General features: G+C 48.3%; 10 protein-coding genes. 4 read left to right on the top strand and 6 right to left on the bottom strand.

Annotated features, from left to right (window positions below; genetic code table 11):
- Positions 1 to 63: 63 nt before the first annotated feature.
- Both KYK27_RS10490 and KYK27_RS10495 read right to left on the bottom strand, forming a co-directional pair.
- Positions 64 to 1,383, bottom strand: a complete 1,320-nt coding sequence (locus KYK27_RS10490) for an ABC1 kinase family protein (protein ID WP_199109960.1) — start codon at positions 1,381 to 1,383, stop codon at positions 64 to 66.
- A gap of 5 nt (positions 1,384 to 1,388) precedes the next feature.
- Positions 1,389 to 2,054, bottom strand: coding sequence for a TetR/AcrR family transcriptional regulator (locus KYK27_RS10495; RefSeq protein ID WP_199109961.1), 666 nt, complete (start codon positions 2,052 to 2,054; stop codon positions 1,389 to 1,391).
- 304 nt (positions 2,055 to 2,358) lie between these two features.
- Between KYK27_RS10495 and treZ the strand changes: the two genes are divergently transcribed.
- The 4 genes from treZ to malQ are packed head-to-tail and all read left to right on the top strand — an operon-like array spanning position 2,359 to position 10,780.
- A complete protein-coding gene (gene treZ / locus KYK27_RS10500) occupies positions 2,359 to 4,158 on the top strand; it encodes a malto-oligosyltrehalose trehalohydrolase (RefSeq protein ID WP_199109962.1) in 1,800 nt (599 codons plus the stop codon).
- A 2-nt stretch (positions 4,159 to 4,160) separates the two neighbouring features.
- Positions 4,161 to 6,560 carry a DUF3536 domain-containing protein gene (locus KYK27_RS10505; protein ID WP_199109963.1) on the top strand — a complete coding sequence of 800 codons (2,400 nt, stop codon included), beginning with the start codon at positions 4,161 to 4,163 and terminating at the stop codon, positions 6,558 to 6,560.
- A complete protein-coding gene (treY, locus tag KYK27_RS10510) occupies positions 6,561 to 9,260 on the top strand; it encodes a malto-oligosyltrehalose synthase (protein WP_199109964.1) in 2,700 nt (899 codons plus the stop codon).
- The gene (malQ, locus tag KYK27_RS10515) at positions 9,257 to 10,780 is read left to right on the top strand and encodes a 4-alpha-glucanotransferase (RefSeq protein ID WP_199109965.1); all 1,524 of its coding nucleotides are present in this window, start codon (positions 9,257 to 9,259) and stop codon (positions 10,778 to 10,780) included. Before treY ends, malQ begins: the two co-directional genes overlap by 4 nt.
- A 715-nt stretch (positions 10,781 to 11,495) precedes the next feature.
- Here malQ and KYK27_RS10520 read toward each other — a convergent pair.
- The 4 genes from KYK27_RS10520 to KYK27_RS10535 form a co-directional block, all read right to left on the bottom strand.
- The gene (locus tag KYK27_RS10520) at positions 11,496 to 12,293 is read right to left on the bottom strand and encodes a TerB family tellurite resistance protein (protein ID WP_199109966.1); all 798 of its coding nucleotides are present in this window, start codon (positions 12,291 to 12,293) and stop codon (positions 11,496 to 11,498) included.
- Between the two features lie 140 nt (positions 12,294 to 12,433).
- The gene (locus tag KYK27_RS10525) at positions 12,434 to 13,147 is read right to left on the bottom strand and encodes a pirin family protein (RefSeq protein WP_199109967.1); all 714 of its coding nucleotides are present in this window, start codon (positions 13,145 to 13,147) and stop codon (positions 12,434 to 12,436) included.
- 715 nt (positions 13,148 to 13,862) lie between these two features.
- On the bottom strand, positions 13,863 to 14,432 hold the full coding sequence (locus KYK27_RS10530) for an NUDIX hydrolase (RefSeq protein WP_199109968.1): 570 nt from the start codon (positions 14,430 to 14,432) through the stop codon (positions 13,863 to 13,865).
- 162 nt (positions 14,433 to 14,594) lie between these two features.
- On the bottom strand, positions 14,595 to 15,698 hold the full coding sequence (locus tag KYK27_RS10535) for a glycosyltransferase family 4 protein (RefSeq protein WP_233150370.1): 1,104 nt from the start codon (positions 15,696 to 15,698) through the stop codon (positions 14,595 to 14,597).
- Positions 15,699 to 15,991: the final 293 nt, after the last annotated feature.

Here is a 15,991-nt window from a genome sequence, read left to right on the forward strand (position 1 = left end):
TCAAACTATAGCAGCGGGCCTGAAAGCAAAAAGCCGTTTGATTTTCATCAAACGGCTTTCCTGTTACTTAAACCACTCGGGTGTTGTTGTTTGGATATGGGCCCGTAGTTGGTTGAGAATGCTGTACAGACCAAAGTAAGTTCTGTTGATGAACAAGCCATGTCGTGAGCCCCGGGCCTGCCGTGAATTGCGGAACATTTTATCTTTCGATACCCGGTCGCCCAACGCGTATAGTTGCGTAAAGTAGGCATCGTCGGCAAAATCGAACTCGGTAGTATGGAAAGGCTTGCCCAGTAAAGAGATCATCTCTTTGAACACATTTTTAAAATATACCTGCTCTGCCGCTGTGTCCTGATCGCTGATAAATTCCTGTTCCCGGAAAAGCCGGTCCAGTTCCGCATCGTTCAGCAGCACATCTTTCTTAAGCAGCGAAAAATAACCACGGTAGAAATCCTCCGGAATCACTTTAACACAACCAAAGTCAATCACTGCCAGCTTCACACCATCCTGAATAATAAAATTGCCCGGGTGGGGATCGGCGTGTACTTTTTTGAGGCTATGTACCTGGTGGTGGTAAAACTCCCACAAGGCCTGCCCTATCTTGTTCCGGTCCTGCTGCGACGGATTGGTTTTGAGCCACTCTTTCAGGTGAACGCCCTCCAGCCAGTCCATGGTAATTATTTTTTCACTGCTTAACGCCGGGTAATACTTCGGAAAGTTCAGGTACGGGATGTGGCTACAGGCCTGCGAGATCTCTTCAGAGCGTTTTACTTCCAGTTTATAGTCTGTCTCTTCCAGCAGCTTGCCTTCCACTTCTTCCATGTAATGGTCCAGTTCTCTGGCATTCATGTTAAGCAAGCGGTAGGCAAAAGGCCGCACCATGCGCAGGTCCGAGCTTACACTGTCGGCCACACCAGGGTACTGCACCTTTACGGCAAACACCTTCCCTTCTTTGGTAGCCTTATGCACCTGCCCGATGGAAGCCGCATTAACAGCCGAAGTGGTAAAGGTATCGAACAACATTTCCGGAGTTGCACCAAACGACTTCTGAAAATTGCGAACCACCAGCGGATACGACAACGGCGGCGCGCTGTACTGGGCCATCATAAACTTATCCTGGTAAGCGCCCGGCAGCACATTTTTATCCATCGACATCATTTGGGCTACTTTCAAAGCGCTGCCTTTCAGCTCACTCAGAGACGCATAGATATCTTCGGCATTGTTGGCGTGCAGTTCATCTTTACTCAGCGATGGGTTCACCATCTTTTTGGCGTAATGCTTTATGTAATTGCCCCCAACTTTGGCACCGGTACCTATAAACTTAGATGCCCGCTGCACTTTAGAAGTGGGGATATGGTTTTGTTCCTGTGGTTTATCAGGCATAAGGGTTACTTGGATTGGTAAAGAAACTTGGCAAAATCAACTAACGAATCAACAGCTGTTCTGCCCACCAGATCAAAGGCCAGGTTCACCGATTTTTCGATGGCGGCATCTGTTTTCTCGAAAGATGTGGACGTGTCTTTCAGCCAGAACTGCAGTATAAACAGTGTTTCGGCCCACAGGGCGTCGGCATATTTGTCTGAGATGTATTTTCTTTCGACGATCTGGTCTGTTGCGATGCCTTGCTGTATAATTTCGTTGGCAAACGCCTGGAATTTTATTTTAAAGCCTCTCAGTTCTGCGGGCATGGCTTTTCTCAAACCTTCCGGCTGCAGGTACAAGGCCAGCAGATAACTTCTGTATTTCTTCATTTCCTCGATCCAGGTAAAGTAGAAGGCCAGTAGTTTTTCGCGGGCCGAATAAGACGCATGCACCGGCTGCGCTTCCATATGGGCAATGGTACGCTCGAAGATCTGCTCCCATACACCACCTTTCACACCCAGGAACGAAGTATAGTAAGTATAAAACTCTTCTTCGCGGATGCCGATGCTTTGGGCAAATTTATACACCGACACGGGCTCTCTGCCTGTTTCCAGCACATGCTGCACAAAAGCTTCGGTAATCAGGGTGCGGGTATCGGGTGTTATCGGTTGGTTACTTTCTATATTTTCCATAAGAGTATTGTTTTCCAGTTCTAAAACCAGTTAAAGTGTAAGATGTTCAAAGATTTATAAAGCAACTGTGTAACATAATCCTGGGTCATAATAGGTCCCTTTTCCCATCGCAACAACAAGGTATTTTCAAAAAAAGCGGGCTTTATAGTTGGTTGATCCCTGCTGTTTTACTTTCCTTTAAAAAGATGATCCATTACCTATAGCTATCAGTATAAATCCTTAAATCCGGGCTAACTGCCAACAGCAGGCACAACCTTAACGCCTCAGGCACAGTTAATCCTGCTTAGTATACTTAAGCTGATGTATGGGAATTACAAGAGAGATAGGCGCACATTATGCGCCGGAAAAGGGCACTACGTTTACGGTTTGGGCACCGGAAGCAGAGCAGGTGGAGGTGGTGATACACGGAGAGAAGAAACAAACTATAGCCTTACAGCGCGAAGCCTTCGGGTACTGGTTAGGCTTATCGGAAGAGGCAAAACCCGGCACCCGCTATACTTTCAAATTAAATAACGGGAAAGAATTACCAGACCCAGCTTCCATGTCGCAGCCCGATGGCGTGCACGAAGCATCGGAAGTAATTGACCCAAACTATAGCTGGACCGACCACAACTGGAAAAACCTGCCGCTGGAGGAGTACATTGTGTACGAACTGCATGTAGGCACTTTTTCAGAAGAAGGTACTTTTGAAGGTATTATCAGCAAATTGCCGGAACTGAAGGAGTTGGGAATAACTGCCATTGAACTTATGCCGGTAGCACAGTTCCCGGGGAACCGCAACTGGGGGTATGATGGTGTTTATCCATTTGCTGTGCAGGATAGCTATGGCGGACCAGAAGGCTTAAAAAAACTGGTTGATGCCTGCCATGCCACAGGTTTAGCCGTAATGTTGGATGTAGTGTATAACCACATGGGGCCGGAAGGAAATTACCTGAACGAATATGGCCCTTACTTTACAGAAAAGTATAACACGCCCTGGGGAGCAGCCCTGAACTTCGATGATGCCCACTCCGACCACGTGCGTAACTTCTTTTTCCAGAATGCACTGATGTGGCTGCGCGATTTCCATGTAGATGCCCTGCGCCTGGATGCAGTGCACGCGATACTGGATACCGGAGCCAAACATTTTCTGCAGGAACTTCAGGAGCATGTAGATCATCTGGCAGAACAAAACCATACTTATTACCTGATTGCCGAAAGCGACCTGAACGACGTGCGCCTGATCAACCCGATAGAGCAAGGCGGCTATGGTCTAGCAGCGCAGTGGATGGACGATTACCACCATGCCATCCACACCATGGTAACCGGCGAAACCCAGGGCTATTATGCTGATTTTGGCAAGCCAGAGCATCTGGTAAAAACACTGAAACACTCCTTTATCTACAACGGTATTTACTCTGAAAACCGGAAACGTACTGTCGGCAGCGATGCCACGGCTAACCTGGCCAAACAGTTTGTGGTCTGCTCTCAGAACCACGACCAGGTAGGTAACCGCATGTTAGGCGAGCGCCTGACCCAACTGGTTTCCTTTGAGTTGCTGAAACCGATTGCGGCCCTGGTTATACTTTCGCCTTACACGCCGATGTTGTTTATGGGCGAAGAATACGGTGAAGAAAACCCATTCCTGTTCTTTGTGAGTCATACCGATAAGGATCTGGTGGAAGCTGTGCGTAAAGGCCGCAAGGATGAGTTTAAAGCGTTTGCCTGGCAGGGCGAAGCACCGGACCCGCAATCCGAAGAGACCTTTAACAACTCCAAACTACAGCACAGCTATAGCCACAGCGAGAAGCATAACCAGCTACGCGAGTTTTATAAAACGCTTATCAGCCTAAGAAAATCTATCCTTCAGAAAATAAGCAAAGAACAGCTGGAAGCAGCGCTGAACGAGCAGGAAAACGTACTGGACTTTACCCATACTTCTGCTGGAATCCGATGCCTCGTCAACTTCAGCAAGGAACCGCAAACTATAGCTGATGACCTGAATAACTGGGAACTGCTACTCGACTCTTCGGATGAGAAATGGGGCGGGGCGGGCAGCAACTATAGTTCTGAAAATACCATCCTGCAACCGGAGTCCGTAGTAGTACTTCAGGCTAAGGCGTAACTATGGAACGATACATTTGCATACACGGGCACTTTTACCAGCCGCCACGCGAAAACCCCTGGCTCAACGAAGTAGAGCTGCAGGAGTCGGCGCGGCCGTACCACGACTGGAACGAGCGTATTACCGACGAATGCTATGCCCGCAACTCATCTTCCCGCATCCTGGACACCGAAGGAACTATAGTTGACATCCTGAACAACTATGCCTGGATGAGCTTTAACTTCGGACCAACGCTGCTGGAATGGATGGAGAAAAAAGCACCGGAAACCTACCAGGCCATATTGGCTGCCGATAAAGAAAGTCAGCAGCGGTTTTCTGGGCATGGCTCGGCGCTGGCGCAGGTGTATAACCACATGATCATGCCGCTGGCCAACGAGCGCGACAAGCACACGCAGGTTATCTGGGGGATTTACGACTTTAAGAAACGCTTTAACCGCGATCCGGAAGGCATGTGGCTGGGCGAAACTGCGGCCGATACCGCTACGCTGGAAGTGCTGGCAGAACACGGCATTAAATTCACCATTCTATCGCCGTACCAGGCCAAAAGCTACCGCAAAATAGGAGAACAGGACTGGCAGGATGCGACGAATGCGCAGATCAACCCGAACAGACCTTACCTGTGCCATTTGCCATCGGGAAGAACAATTGTTTTGTTCTTTTACCAGGCACCTGTCTCGCAGGGCGTTGCATTTGAAGGCTTGCTGCACAACGGCGAAAAGTTTAAAAACCGGTTGCTGGGCGCGCTGGATTACAATAACGATGAACCCCAACTACTACACATTGCTACCGACGGCGAAACTTATGGCCATCACCACCGGTTCGGCGAAATGGCTTTATCGTATACTTTGCACCACCTCTATCAGGAGGAGCAGGCAAGGTTAACGATCTATGGGGAGTACCTGGAGAAATATCCTCCGCAATACGAAGCACAGATCATCGAGCACAGCTCGTGGAGTTGTTCACATGGAGTGGAACGCTGGCGCAGCGACTGCGGCTGCAATACCGGTGGCCACCCTGGCTGGAACCAGAAATGGCGCAAACCCTTACGGGAAGCTTTCGACTGGCTGCGCGACGAACTGGAGCCCCTTTACATGAGCCAGATGCAGCAGCTGGGTGCCGACCCGTGGCAAAGCCGCAACGATTATATACAGGTTATCTCCGACAGATCAGAAGAAAAAATAGAGGCTTTTATAGTCGCGCATACATCCAGGGAGTTAACGATAGAGGAGCAACGTACTTTCCTGAAACTGCTGGAAATGCAGTACCACGCTATGCTGATGTACACCAGTTGCGGCTGGTTCTTTGATGAAGTGACCGGGATCGAGACCATGCAGGATATTTTGTATGCGGCGCGGGCTTTGCAGTTAGCTGAGAGCATAAGCGGCAACGATTACGAGACTACTTTTCTGCAACATTTAGCGCAGGCTGAGAGCAATGATATAGAGTATAAAAATGCGGCCGACGCCTACCGCGCTATCGCCAAAACTACTATGCTCGACCTGCTGCGCGTGGGTGCGCACTATGCGGTGTCTTCCCTGTTTTCAGACTATACCAAAGAAAGTCAACTATACTGCTATCGTGTAACGTCGGAGCAGCATGAGGCTGTAGAAGCTGGCCGGCAAAAGCTGGCGGTTGGCCGCGCAAATATCCGTTCCAACATAACCTGGGATGAAGCAACTATAACCTATGGTGTGCTGCATATCGGCGATCACCAATTGCTGGGTGGCGTGCGTGAATTCCGGGGTGATGAAGCCTTCCAGACCATGTTCAGCGAAATGGAAGATGCCTTTAGCAAAGGGATGATCTCGGAAGTGATCATGCTCCTGGACAAGCATTTTGAGTCGCACAACTATTCCTTCTGGCACCTGTTCCGCGACGATCAGAACAAGATACTGAACCAGGTATTGGGCTACACCATGCATGCCATTGAAGGCGGTTTTGAACAGGTGTACTATAACAACTACCCCCTGATGGCAGCCATGCACACGCTGAACGTAACGCTGCCACGCCCTTTAAAGGTAATTGTGGAATACATGCTGAATAAAAAAATGCAGGATGAGGTGAATGCCGATGAGCCAAACCTGGAAGAGATGAAGCAGTTGAACCAACAGGCCAAACGTATGCAGCTTACCTTCGACAGAGAACAGCTCACCTTTGCCATCTCGCAACGGATGGAGCGTTTTATGCGCCAACTGGAAAAAGACCCGGATAACCTGCAGCTCATGGCCCAGCTAAACGAACTGCTTCCTGCCCTGCACGCCACCACCCTGCAACCCGACCTCTGGCAGGCACAAAACATCGCCTTCCGGATAAAACAACAATACTACGCCCAACACCCTACTGACTCTGAATGGAGTGCACTGTTTACCAAGCTATTTGACAACTTAAATCTGAAAGTATAAATGACCTATATACCCCTGGCTACATACCGGCTGCAGCTCTCGCCATATTTAAAGCTGAAGGAAGTAAAAGAATTGATCCCGTACCTGCACGACCTGGGCATCAGTACGATCTATGCCGCCCCGTTTTTTACCGCCGCTCCCGGCAGCGAGCATGGCTATGATGTGGTAAATCCGCATCAGATAAACCCGGAGATTGGAACACTGGAAGAACTGGAAGAAATCGCCGAAGAACTACGCAAACGTAATATGGGTTGGCTGCAGGATATTGTGCCCAACCACATGGCCTACCACCCCACCAACGTATGGCTGATGGATGTGCTGGAGAAAGGTCAAAAATCGCACTTCTATAGTTTCTTCGACATCAACTTTACCCACCCCGAGTTTGAAGGAAAAGTGATGGTGCCTTTCCTGGGCGAGCCGCTGGAAAAAGTACTCGAACGAGGTCAGCTGAAACTTACTTTCGATGAGACCGGCTTTCATATTGCCTATTTCGATAATGTATACCCGGCAAGCATCAACTCCTACCCTCACCTGCTGAAGAAACTGGCCGATGAGTCTGGAGATCAAACTATAAAAGAAAACCTGCAGCACTTGGAGCAAACGATAGCTTCGGATAAACTAGATATTGCCCGCTGGCAACAGGCAAAACAGGCCTTGCATTCTGCTATAAACGAAAGCGCTGCCCTGAATAAGTTGTTGGAAACTATAAATGCAGATCAAAAGCAGTTAGAAGAGCTGCTGGAGCTGCAATTCTTTAAACTATGTTTCTGGCAGGAGTCGCAGCAAAAGATGAATTACCGCCGCTTTTTTACGGTAAATGATTTGATCTGCCTCAGCATCGAAAAGCCGGAGGTTTTTGAAAAATACCACCAGTTTATCAAACAACTTTGTCACCAGGGGCTGGTACAGGGCCTGCGCGTAGACCACGTCGATGGGCTTTTTGATCCGGATAAATACCTGGTACAACTGCGCGAAATGGCAGGAGATGATAAGTACCTTGTGGTTGAAAAAATTCTGGAAGGTGAAGAAGTGATACCCGATTACTGGCCGATACAGGGCAACTCCGGCTACGACTTTTTAGCCTGGGCAAGTAACGTGATGACTGACCCCGCAGGTAAAGAAAAGTTAACCGAGGTATACCAGCGCATCGTGCCAACCGCCACCACCGATTACGAAAAACTGGTATTCGATAAAAAGCTGTTTATACTGGAGAAACGCATGCAGGGCGAACTACAAAACCTGCTGCGCCTGCTGCAACACCTGCAGATCGTGCCTGAAGAAGCCGAAGAAACCTGGTACCATGCCCTGGCCGTTTGGCTGGCATCTTTCCCGGTTTACCGCGTGTATGGCAACAGCTTTCCGCTGCCCGATGTAGCCCATGAAGTGATTGAGAAAGCGTATGCAACTGCAGTGAAGAAAGCTCCTGAACGCCAGGAACAGCTCGACTCCATCCGTAAAATATACCAACCTGATTTAAGTGAATCAGAAGATGTGCTGCGGGATAAACTATACTTTGTAATGCGGAGTCAGCAGTTTACGGGGCCACTGACTGCCAAGGGTGTGGAGGATACCACGTTTTACAACTATAACCGCCTGCTCTCGCTCAACGATGTGGGCAATAGTCCCGAGATTTTTAACCTGCCACCTGCGCGTTTTCACGAGCACATGCAGGGCCGGCAGCAGCATTTTCCTCATTCTATAAATGGTACTGCCACCCACGACACCAAGCGCGGCGAAGATGCCCGCATGCGCATCAGTGTGATCAGTGAGTTGCCGGAAGAGTGGGAACAAAATGTGCAGCAATGGATGGATTTTGCCGTGGATGTAGCCCCGGGTATGGTGCCGCGCCGCAACGACTTGTATTTTATTTTCCAGGCGCTGCTGGGTGTGGTTCCGATGGATGAAACCATTGATGATACCCTGATCGAACGCGTGCAGGAATACATTACCAAAGCCCTACGCGAAACCAAAGCCCGCACCAACTGGACCAACCCGAATGAGGAGTACGAAGAAGCCACCAAAGAACTAGCCAGTAAACTGCTCAGGAGCAAGCGCTTCCTGGATATGTTCCTGCCGTTCTTCCGCAAGTTGTCGCATTATGGCTGGCTCTATAGTTTAAACCAGTTGCTACTCAAGCTAACCTGCCCCGGCGTGCCCGATATTTACCAGGGCTGCGAGTTCTGGGACCTGAGTTTGGTAGACCCCGATAACCGCCGGAAAGTAGATTATAGTTTGCGACAAGGTGCGCTGGATAAACTGCAGGCTGCCGCTACAGGCGAACAGGCAAAACTACACCAGCAACTGCTGCAGGAACCTGGAAATGGCCAGGTGAAACTTTACCTGCTCTTCAGAACATTGGCTACCCGCAACAACTTCCGTGATGTATTTGAACAAGGTGAATATTTGCCATTAGAAGCAACCGGAAACTATAAAATCCATATACTTGCCTTTGCCAGAAAGTATAAAGACCAATGGGCTATAGTTGCTGTACCGCTGCTGTTGACAAAACTAACAAATGAAAACGGCTTACCGTTAGGTGAAAAAGTTTGGGCTGATACAGCACTTGTCCTTCCGGATGGCGCACCGCAACAATGGCAGGATGAACTGGGCAACAGACAACTGACCGGCAACAGCAACCTAAGTTTAGCCGATCTCACAGCAACATTCCCTGTCGTACTCTTAACCGGAACAAACTTATGATCATACCACACCGAAGCTGCGGCATTTTACTGCACATTACCTCGCTCCCATCCAAATACGGCATCGGCGACCTAGGCCCGGAAGCCTATAAATTTGCAGACCAACTGGAAGCCGCCGGGCAGCGTTACTGGCAGATCCTTCCACTAAATCCAACCGAAACCGGCATGGGCAATTCGCCTTATAGCAGCCACTCTGCTTTTGCAGGGAACCCGTTACTTCTGAGCCCGGATTTGCTGGTAGAAGATGGCTTGCTGGAGAAAAAAGACCTGAAGCATGCCTATAGTTTCCCAGATGATAAGGTAGACTACGAAGTGGCCACTTTGTTCAAAAGTGAGATCTGGCGAAAGGTGTTTTTCAACTATAAATCAACAGAACCGAAAGCGTTAAAAAGGGAGTTTGAAGCATTTCTGGAAGAGCACAAGGACTGGATAATCGACTATAGTTACTTCGTGGTTTTTAAAGAGCATTACGGGCTTAAAAGTTGGGTGGAATGGGATAAAGGCATCCGGACAAGACAGGAAAGCGCCATGCAGCAACTGGCCGAAGAGCAGGTGCTAAAAATAGAGCAGGAACAGTTTCTGCAATTCCTTTTTTACCGACAATGGAACAACCTGAAAGCCTACTGCGAACAGAAGGATATCCATTTTATAGGCGATATGCCGTTTTATGTAAGCCACGACAGCGCCGACGTATGGGCTAACCCGGATTACTTTAAGCTGGATAAAGACGAAAGACCATCGGCGGTGTCAGGTGTGCCACCGGATTTCTTCAGCGAGACCGGGCAACTCTGGGGTACGCCGGTGTATAACTGGAAAGCCCTGGCCAAACATAACTACGATTGGTGGCTGCGCCGCATCGATCATAACCTGAAACTTTTCAGCTTGCTGCGCCTGGATCATTTCAGGGCTTTTTCTGCTTACTGGGAAGTGCCGGCCAGCGAAGAAACAGCCATCAATGGGAAGTGGGTAAAATCTCCGGGGCACGAACTGCTCACACTCATTAAGCAACACAATCCCGAAATGCCGATCATAGCCGAAGACCTGGGCGACATTGACCAGCCTGTACGCGACCTAATCAAGCAATTTGAGTTGCCGGGCATGCTGGTTCTCCTGTTTGCTTTCGAAAGTAATGAGTATGCCTTTGAGAGTTCGTTCCTGCCACACAACCATACGCCAAACAGCATTGTGTACACCGGCACCCACGATAATTCCACTGTAAAAGCTTGGTTTAAAGATGCTAAAGCAGCAGACCGCAAAATGTTCAGCAACTATGTGCACCAAGAAGTGACGCAGGAGAATGCCCACGAAGTGATGTTACAGTTAGCGTATAGTTCGGTTTCTCAGCTGGCTATCGTTCCAGTGCAGGATGTGCTGGGGCTCGGCCACGAAGGCATCATGAACAAACCATCTACTTCCAAAGGCAACTGGCAATGGCGCCTTCAGAAAAATCAGTTTTCTGCCAGGCTGGTAAAATGGTTAAGGCAGCAGGCAGAAACGTATGGCAGGGTTGTGGACCAATGATTAGGGTAATCCTATTTTTTGCTGTAGTTGTGGTTAGCGTGCTATAGTTAGCGTTGGTCCAACCACCGCCAGCTCCTCCTTGCCTAAGGCGGGGAGCTTTTAGGTTTTTGCTATAATTTAGGTTATCGATTTATAGTATGCGGTATTAACCCACCCCTACCCCTCCCGAGAGGGGAATTTCTGAGATTGCTTTAGTCCGTGGCTATAATTTTATAGTTTCTGTTTTAACACCCCTATAGTCCCCTCAAGGGGACAATTGCTGCTGCTACTAATTTCTAAACTATAGTTCTATGGTTACAGACCACGAACAGGGCAGGTTTCCCTGCCCCTTCGGAACTATAGCCACGATACATCTCGAAGCTTACCGGTTCAAATTATAGTTAGTGGTTGCTATGAGAAACTTCTCAGTCTTTGGGTGGAGCGCCTTGTGAATATCTGGTGCCTGTAGGGCATTGCGAGGCACGAGCAAAAGAGATTCGCGCAGCGCGATGCCCGAAGACGGGGCCTCCCGGCCGTGAGGGCACCAAAGCTAAAAATAAAACAGTAGGCTAGTAGAGCTCCCAGGATTAGGGGATATTTGAAAGAAATGGCATAGTTCGAATTTCAACTATAGCTAACTATAGAACTATAGCGTTTTAGTTACCTCCACAATAAAGCCTAAAACAGTTCGGGATTATGAAGACTCTACTAATAAATCTAGCCTATTAATCACTGATCACCAGCCAGAAGTCCTGCGTTTGCCTCCTCCTAAAATACCACCAAGTAAACCACCGAGTCCGCCGGAATTCATGCCGCCATAGCCACGTCGGCCGTTCAGACCACCTAGTATGGATATAATGGAGCCAAGTCCGCCTCCGCGGCTCATACCGCCTCCCATCATTCCGCCGCCCATGGCACCACCCAGTAATCCCCCGAGCAGGCCACCGCCCATTCCGCCCATCCTACTGCCACCACGACGACGCATCATACTGGATAACACTATAGGAGCAAGAATGCCCAGCATACCAGTAACCATACCGGGAGAAATGCCAGCTTTTTTAAACATATCTCCAAAGCCAGTTTTGTTCAGAAAAGAATGGGAAGTAGGGTCCTCGCCCTGCTGTTTTGCTTCGTCGGCTTTATCTACAAACTCATCTAAAATGCTGTATTGCTGCTGATCAATGCCCAGGTAATCGGCCACATCTTTTATGCGCTGCTGCTCATCCTGTGTGTATTGCCCGTCGGCTTTGGCAAAGCTGATAATATCTGTCACAAAAGAGAAGCGTAGCTGGCTTGTTTTAAGCACATCAAGGCATTTCTCCAGGTTTATCTTGTCCGGGTTTTTAGCGATATAGGCTACCTCCTGCTGCACGTTCTGAGGCAGTTCGGCGGCTTCGGCCATCATCTGTAAAAACTGCAGTTCTTCGTCGGTTGTTTTACCATCGGCAGAGGCCATAATAGCCAGTGCTCCGAAGTATGCTCCTTTTTCTTCCTGTGAGTAGTCTTTCAGTAAAGTGGTTTGTTCCTGTTCCATAGCTTTTGTTTGTGTGTAGTTCTGTAATAACGGCTGCTATAGTCGACAGGTTGGTTTAATCTATAGTTTGAGACAAGCATAAATAAAAAATCCCCAGCCATACTACAGCCGGGGATTCCACTTTTAGCCAAAGGTAATTATTAGTTCATCGGTATTTCCATCAGCAACAGTTCTGCATCTGATGTAGCTTTTATAGTTATAGTTTGCGTATCAGAAATACCCATCCCATCACGTTTGTTTAGCTTTTCGCCATCTATTTCTACTTCTCCTTCCAGCAAAAAAGCATACACACCATTGCCATTCTGATGCAGTTGATACTCTTCTGTAAAACCAGATTTAAGCGTTCCGAGCGTAAACCAGGCATCCTGGTTAATCCAGATACTTTCTGCGTCCTTCTCCGGCGACACAACCGTTTGTAGTTTATTCTGCCGCTCGGCTGGGTTAAAGGTCTTCTGCTCATAGCGGGGCTTAATGTTCTGCTCTTTCGGGAATACCCAGATCTGCAGAAAATTCACATGGTCTGTTTTAGAGTTGTTAAACTCGGAGTGCGTTAACCCACTCCCCGCCGACATGATCTGAACATCGTTTGTCCGGATAACTTTTTTGTTGCCGGTGCTGTCCTGGTGTGCCAATTCACCTGATAACGGAATCGAGATGATCTCCATATTATCGTGTGGATGTGCCCCGAAGCCCATACCAGGAGCGACTATATCATCGTTCAGCACGCGAAGCAACCCAAAGTTCATGCGCTCAGGGCTATAGTAGCCTGCAAAACTGAAGGTATGATGCGAGTCGAGCCAGCCGTGGTTGGCGCGCCCTCTTGTGTTCGCTTTGTGAATTATTTTCCTGCTCATAGTTTTGTTGCTTATTTCCAGGTACCGCTAACTACTATAGCTATTAACAGCTTAGAGCATTAGCACCTGTTTTAATATCTAAACAAAGATACAAATTTATTTAATGTATATACATTAAATGTACCAACAATTTTAAATTGATTGGTTAAGATGTTTATTGGGTGAGAGTAGGAAGGAAGAATTTATAGGTTGAGTTAACCCACCTCAACCCCTCCCTAGAGGGGAATTCCTGTTGTTGCTATAGTTAGGTTATACTTCTATAGTTTCCGTTTGTCATCCCCCTGCCCCCTTCAAAGGGGGACTTTTCGACAACTGCACTAGTTACAGCTATCGCTCTATAGTTAGTGTCAACGAACAGGACAGGTTCACCTGTCCCTACGGAATTACCACCACGATACATCTCGAAGCTTACCGGATCAAACTATGGATACAGGAAACTATGCGAAACTTCTCAGTCTTTGGGTTGAGCGCCTCGAGAGGTTCCGGTGCCGTCAGGCATGGCGACGTTAGGAGCCAAGGAAGCGAAAGCAGCGCGATGCCCGAAGACGGGGCCTCCCGGCCGTGAGGGCACCAAAGCTAACTATAGAACTGTAGGCTCTTAGAGCTCCCAGGTTAAGAGATAGCTATGAAAGAAAAGCCTTGGTTCGGATTGTAGAGTAGCAAACTATAAACTGAGATAGATTTCTCTCTGCGTTCAAAATGACAAAGTGGGTAACTATAGCCCCAGCTTGCGTAGGGCAAGCAAACAGAGCGCTATAGAACCTGATACATTAATCTTACCACTAAGCACCATCTTTTCTACATCCTGAATTGGAATGTGCAGCACTTCTATACTTTCGGATTCGTCGAGGTCCTGTTCCGCTATTTTGTAGGCGTTGCGGGCCAGGTAAAAATAAATTTTGTTGGTATCTTTGGTGGGGTTGTCAATTACTTCAGCTACAAGCTCCACATTATCAGAGGTATAACCGGTTTCTTCCAGCAGCTCGCGCTTGGCGGCTTCTTTAGGGTTATTTTCGTGATCATCTATCACACCGCCTGGCAGTTCAATAAAAATATTGGCAGCCGCATGTTTGTACTGTCTTACAAAAATGACTTCGCCGCTTTCGGTTACCGGAAAAGTCAGTACCACATCGGGCCGCACGCTCACATAATAATCATCCATCACTTTGCCGTTGGGCAACTCTACTTCGTCGCGGCGTAGTTTGTACCATTTCTCATCAAAAACGAGTTCAGATTTAAGTACTTTCCAGGGCTTGGTTCCGGTGGTGGGTTTATTTGCAGACATGGTTGCAAGTTATAGTTAATCGGCGTAAAAAAGCCACATTTACTTAAGAGCGAGCGCGGAGTTGTACTTTGCTAAAAAGTTTTTCAGTAACAGATAGCTTAAATTACAAACTATAGTTGGGGGCCGGCATTTTTCCTGGTCCCAACTATAGGTTGCAAAAACTTATACGGCAACCGGTGTATTTACCAACTGTCGGTAGATGTGGGTATAGTCCTGGGCCATCTGGTCGGCGGTGTAGCCATGCGAGCGTTTTACAGCGCGGCAAGCCATTATGTTGCGGCAGAACTCATCGTCAATCAGGCTATTGATTGTATCGCGTAGCTCATCAGCATTATTCGGGTCGGTATACTTAGCTGCATTTCCCCAGATCTCGGCCTGGCTTTCAGTTTTGCCCACTACCAGCGCACACCCCGACATGGCAGCTTCCAGTATAGTTAACCCGAAAGGTTCGTATTTGGCGGGCAGGGCATATATGGAGGCTCTCGATAACCAGTCTGATACTTCTTTGTTGGTGAGTTTGCCCAGGAAATGTACGTTCTCCAGTTCTATCGTTTTTCCGGTTGCAGGATGTTTGTCGTCGCCGGCAATGTAAACAGGCCACTTAAGTTCCGATGCGATGTGTGCCAGCATCGAGATGTTTTTGGCTTCGTCCCAGACGCGGCCCATGCTGAACACAAATGGCTCTTTGCGCCCGAACTGGAAATGATGCTGCCCGCGGCCATTATAGATCACGCTGCTTTTTTTGAAAGGTCCGTATAGTTCTTCGGCCTGGTGCATCATTGCCTGTGTAGGTGCTACTACCACATCGGCAGCCTGCAATCCTTTTGTAACAAGCTCTTTGTATTTATTCCATTCTTTCGGAGCATCTGCCTCTTTTACAGCCTTCCACCAGCTTAGCACACACGAGTGCACCACCACCACTACAGGCTTTCCCCAGTCAAGGGCAGCGTGTGCCATGCCATTCAGGTGAATAATGTCGGGTTGTACTTCATCGCGCAGTTGCAGTAACCATTCGCCGGCTTTCGCAATATCATTCCAGGGGTTGTCCATCCATTCGAGCTTATAGTCGCTTTCATAAACGGTAAGGTTGCTTATAGTTGCGGCTTCGGCTTGTTGCTCTTCAGTCATGCGGCCACCCATTACAGCTACTGCTACCTGTGTGCCTGCCTGTTCCAGCGCTCTTGCAAGTTCCAGTGTATAGGTCCAGACGCCACCCACGGTATCGGCTGTCATTAAAATCTTGGAAGGGTAATGATGTAATTCCATACTAATATCTCCTGTAAATTATACGCACTATTGCTGCAGCATTTTTATAGTTCAGTGTAAAGCATGCCCTAAAGCCGTGGCCCTGCGCTGCAATACTTTTCTGTAGTTTTATTTCTCTGCTAAATGCCTGTATCCTGTTTATCTAATAACTATTACTATAGGGCAGCGCTTGTTTCAGAGTAAATTCTTTAGCTGTCGTGAGTTACCTGTTTGATGCCGGATGAATGTGTTTGCAGTATGCTGCGGGATTTTTGCCGGCCAGGTGGTACGACTTTTATTTTCTTGGTGAGTTC

Source organism: Pontibacter populi, assembly GCF_019336435.1.
GTDB lineage: Bacteria > Bacteroidota > Bacteroidia > Cytophagales > Hymenobacteraceae > Pontibacter > Pontibacter humidus.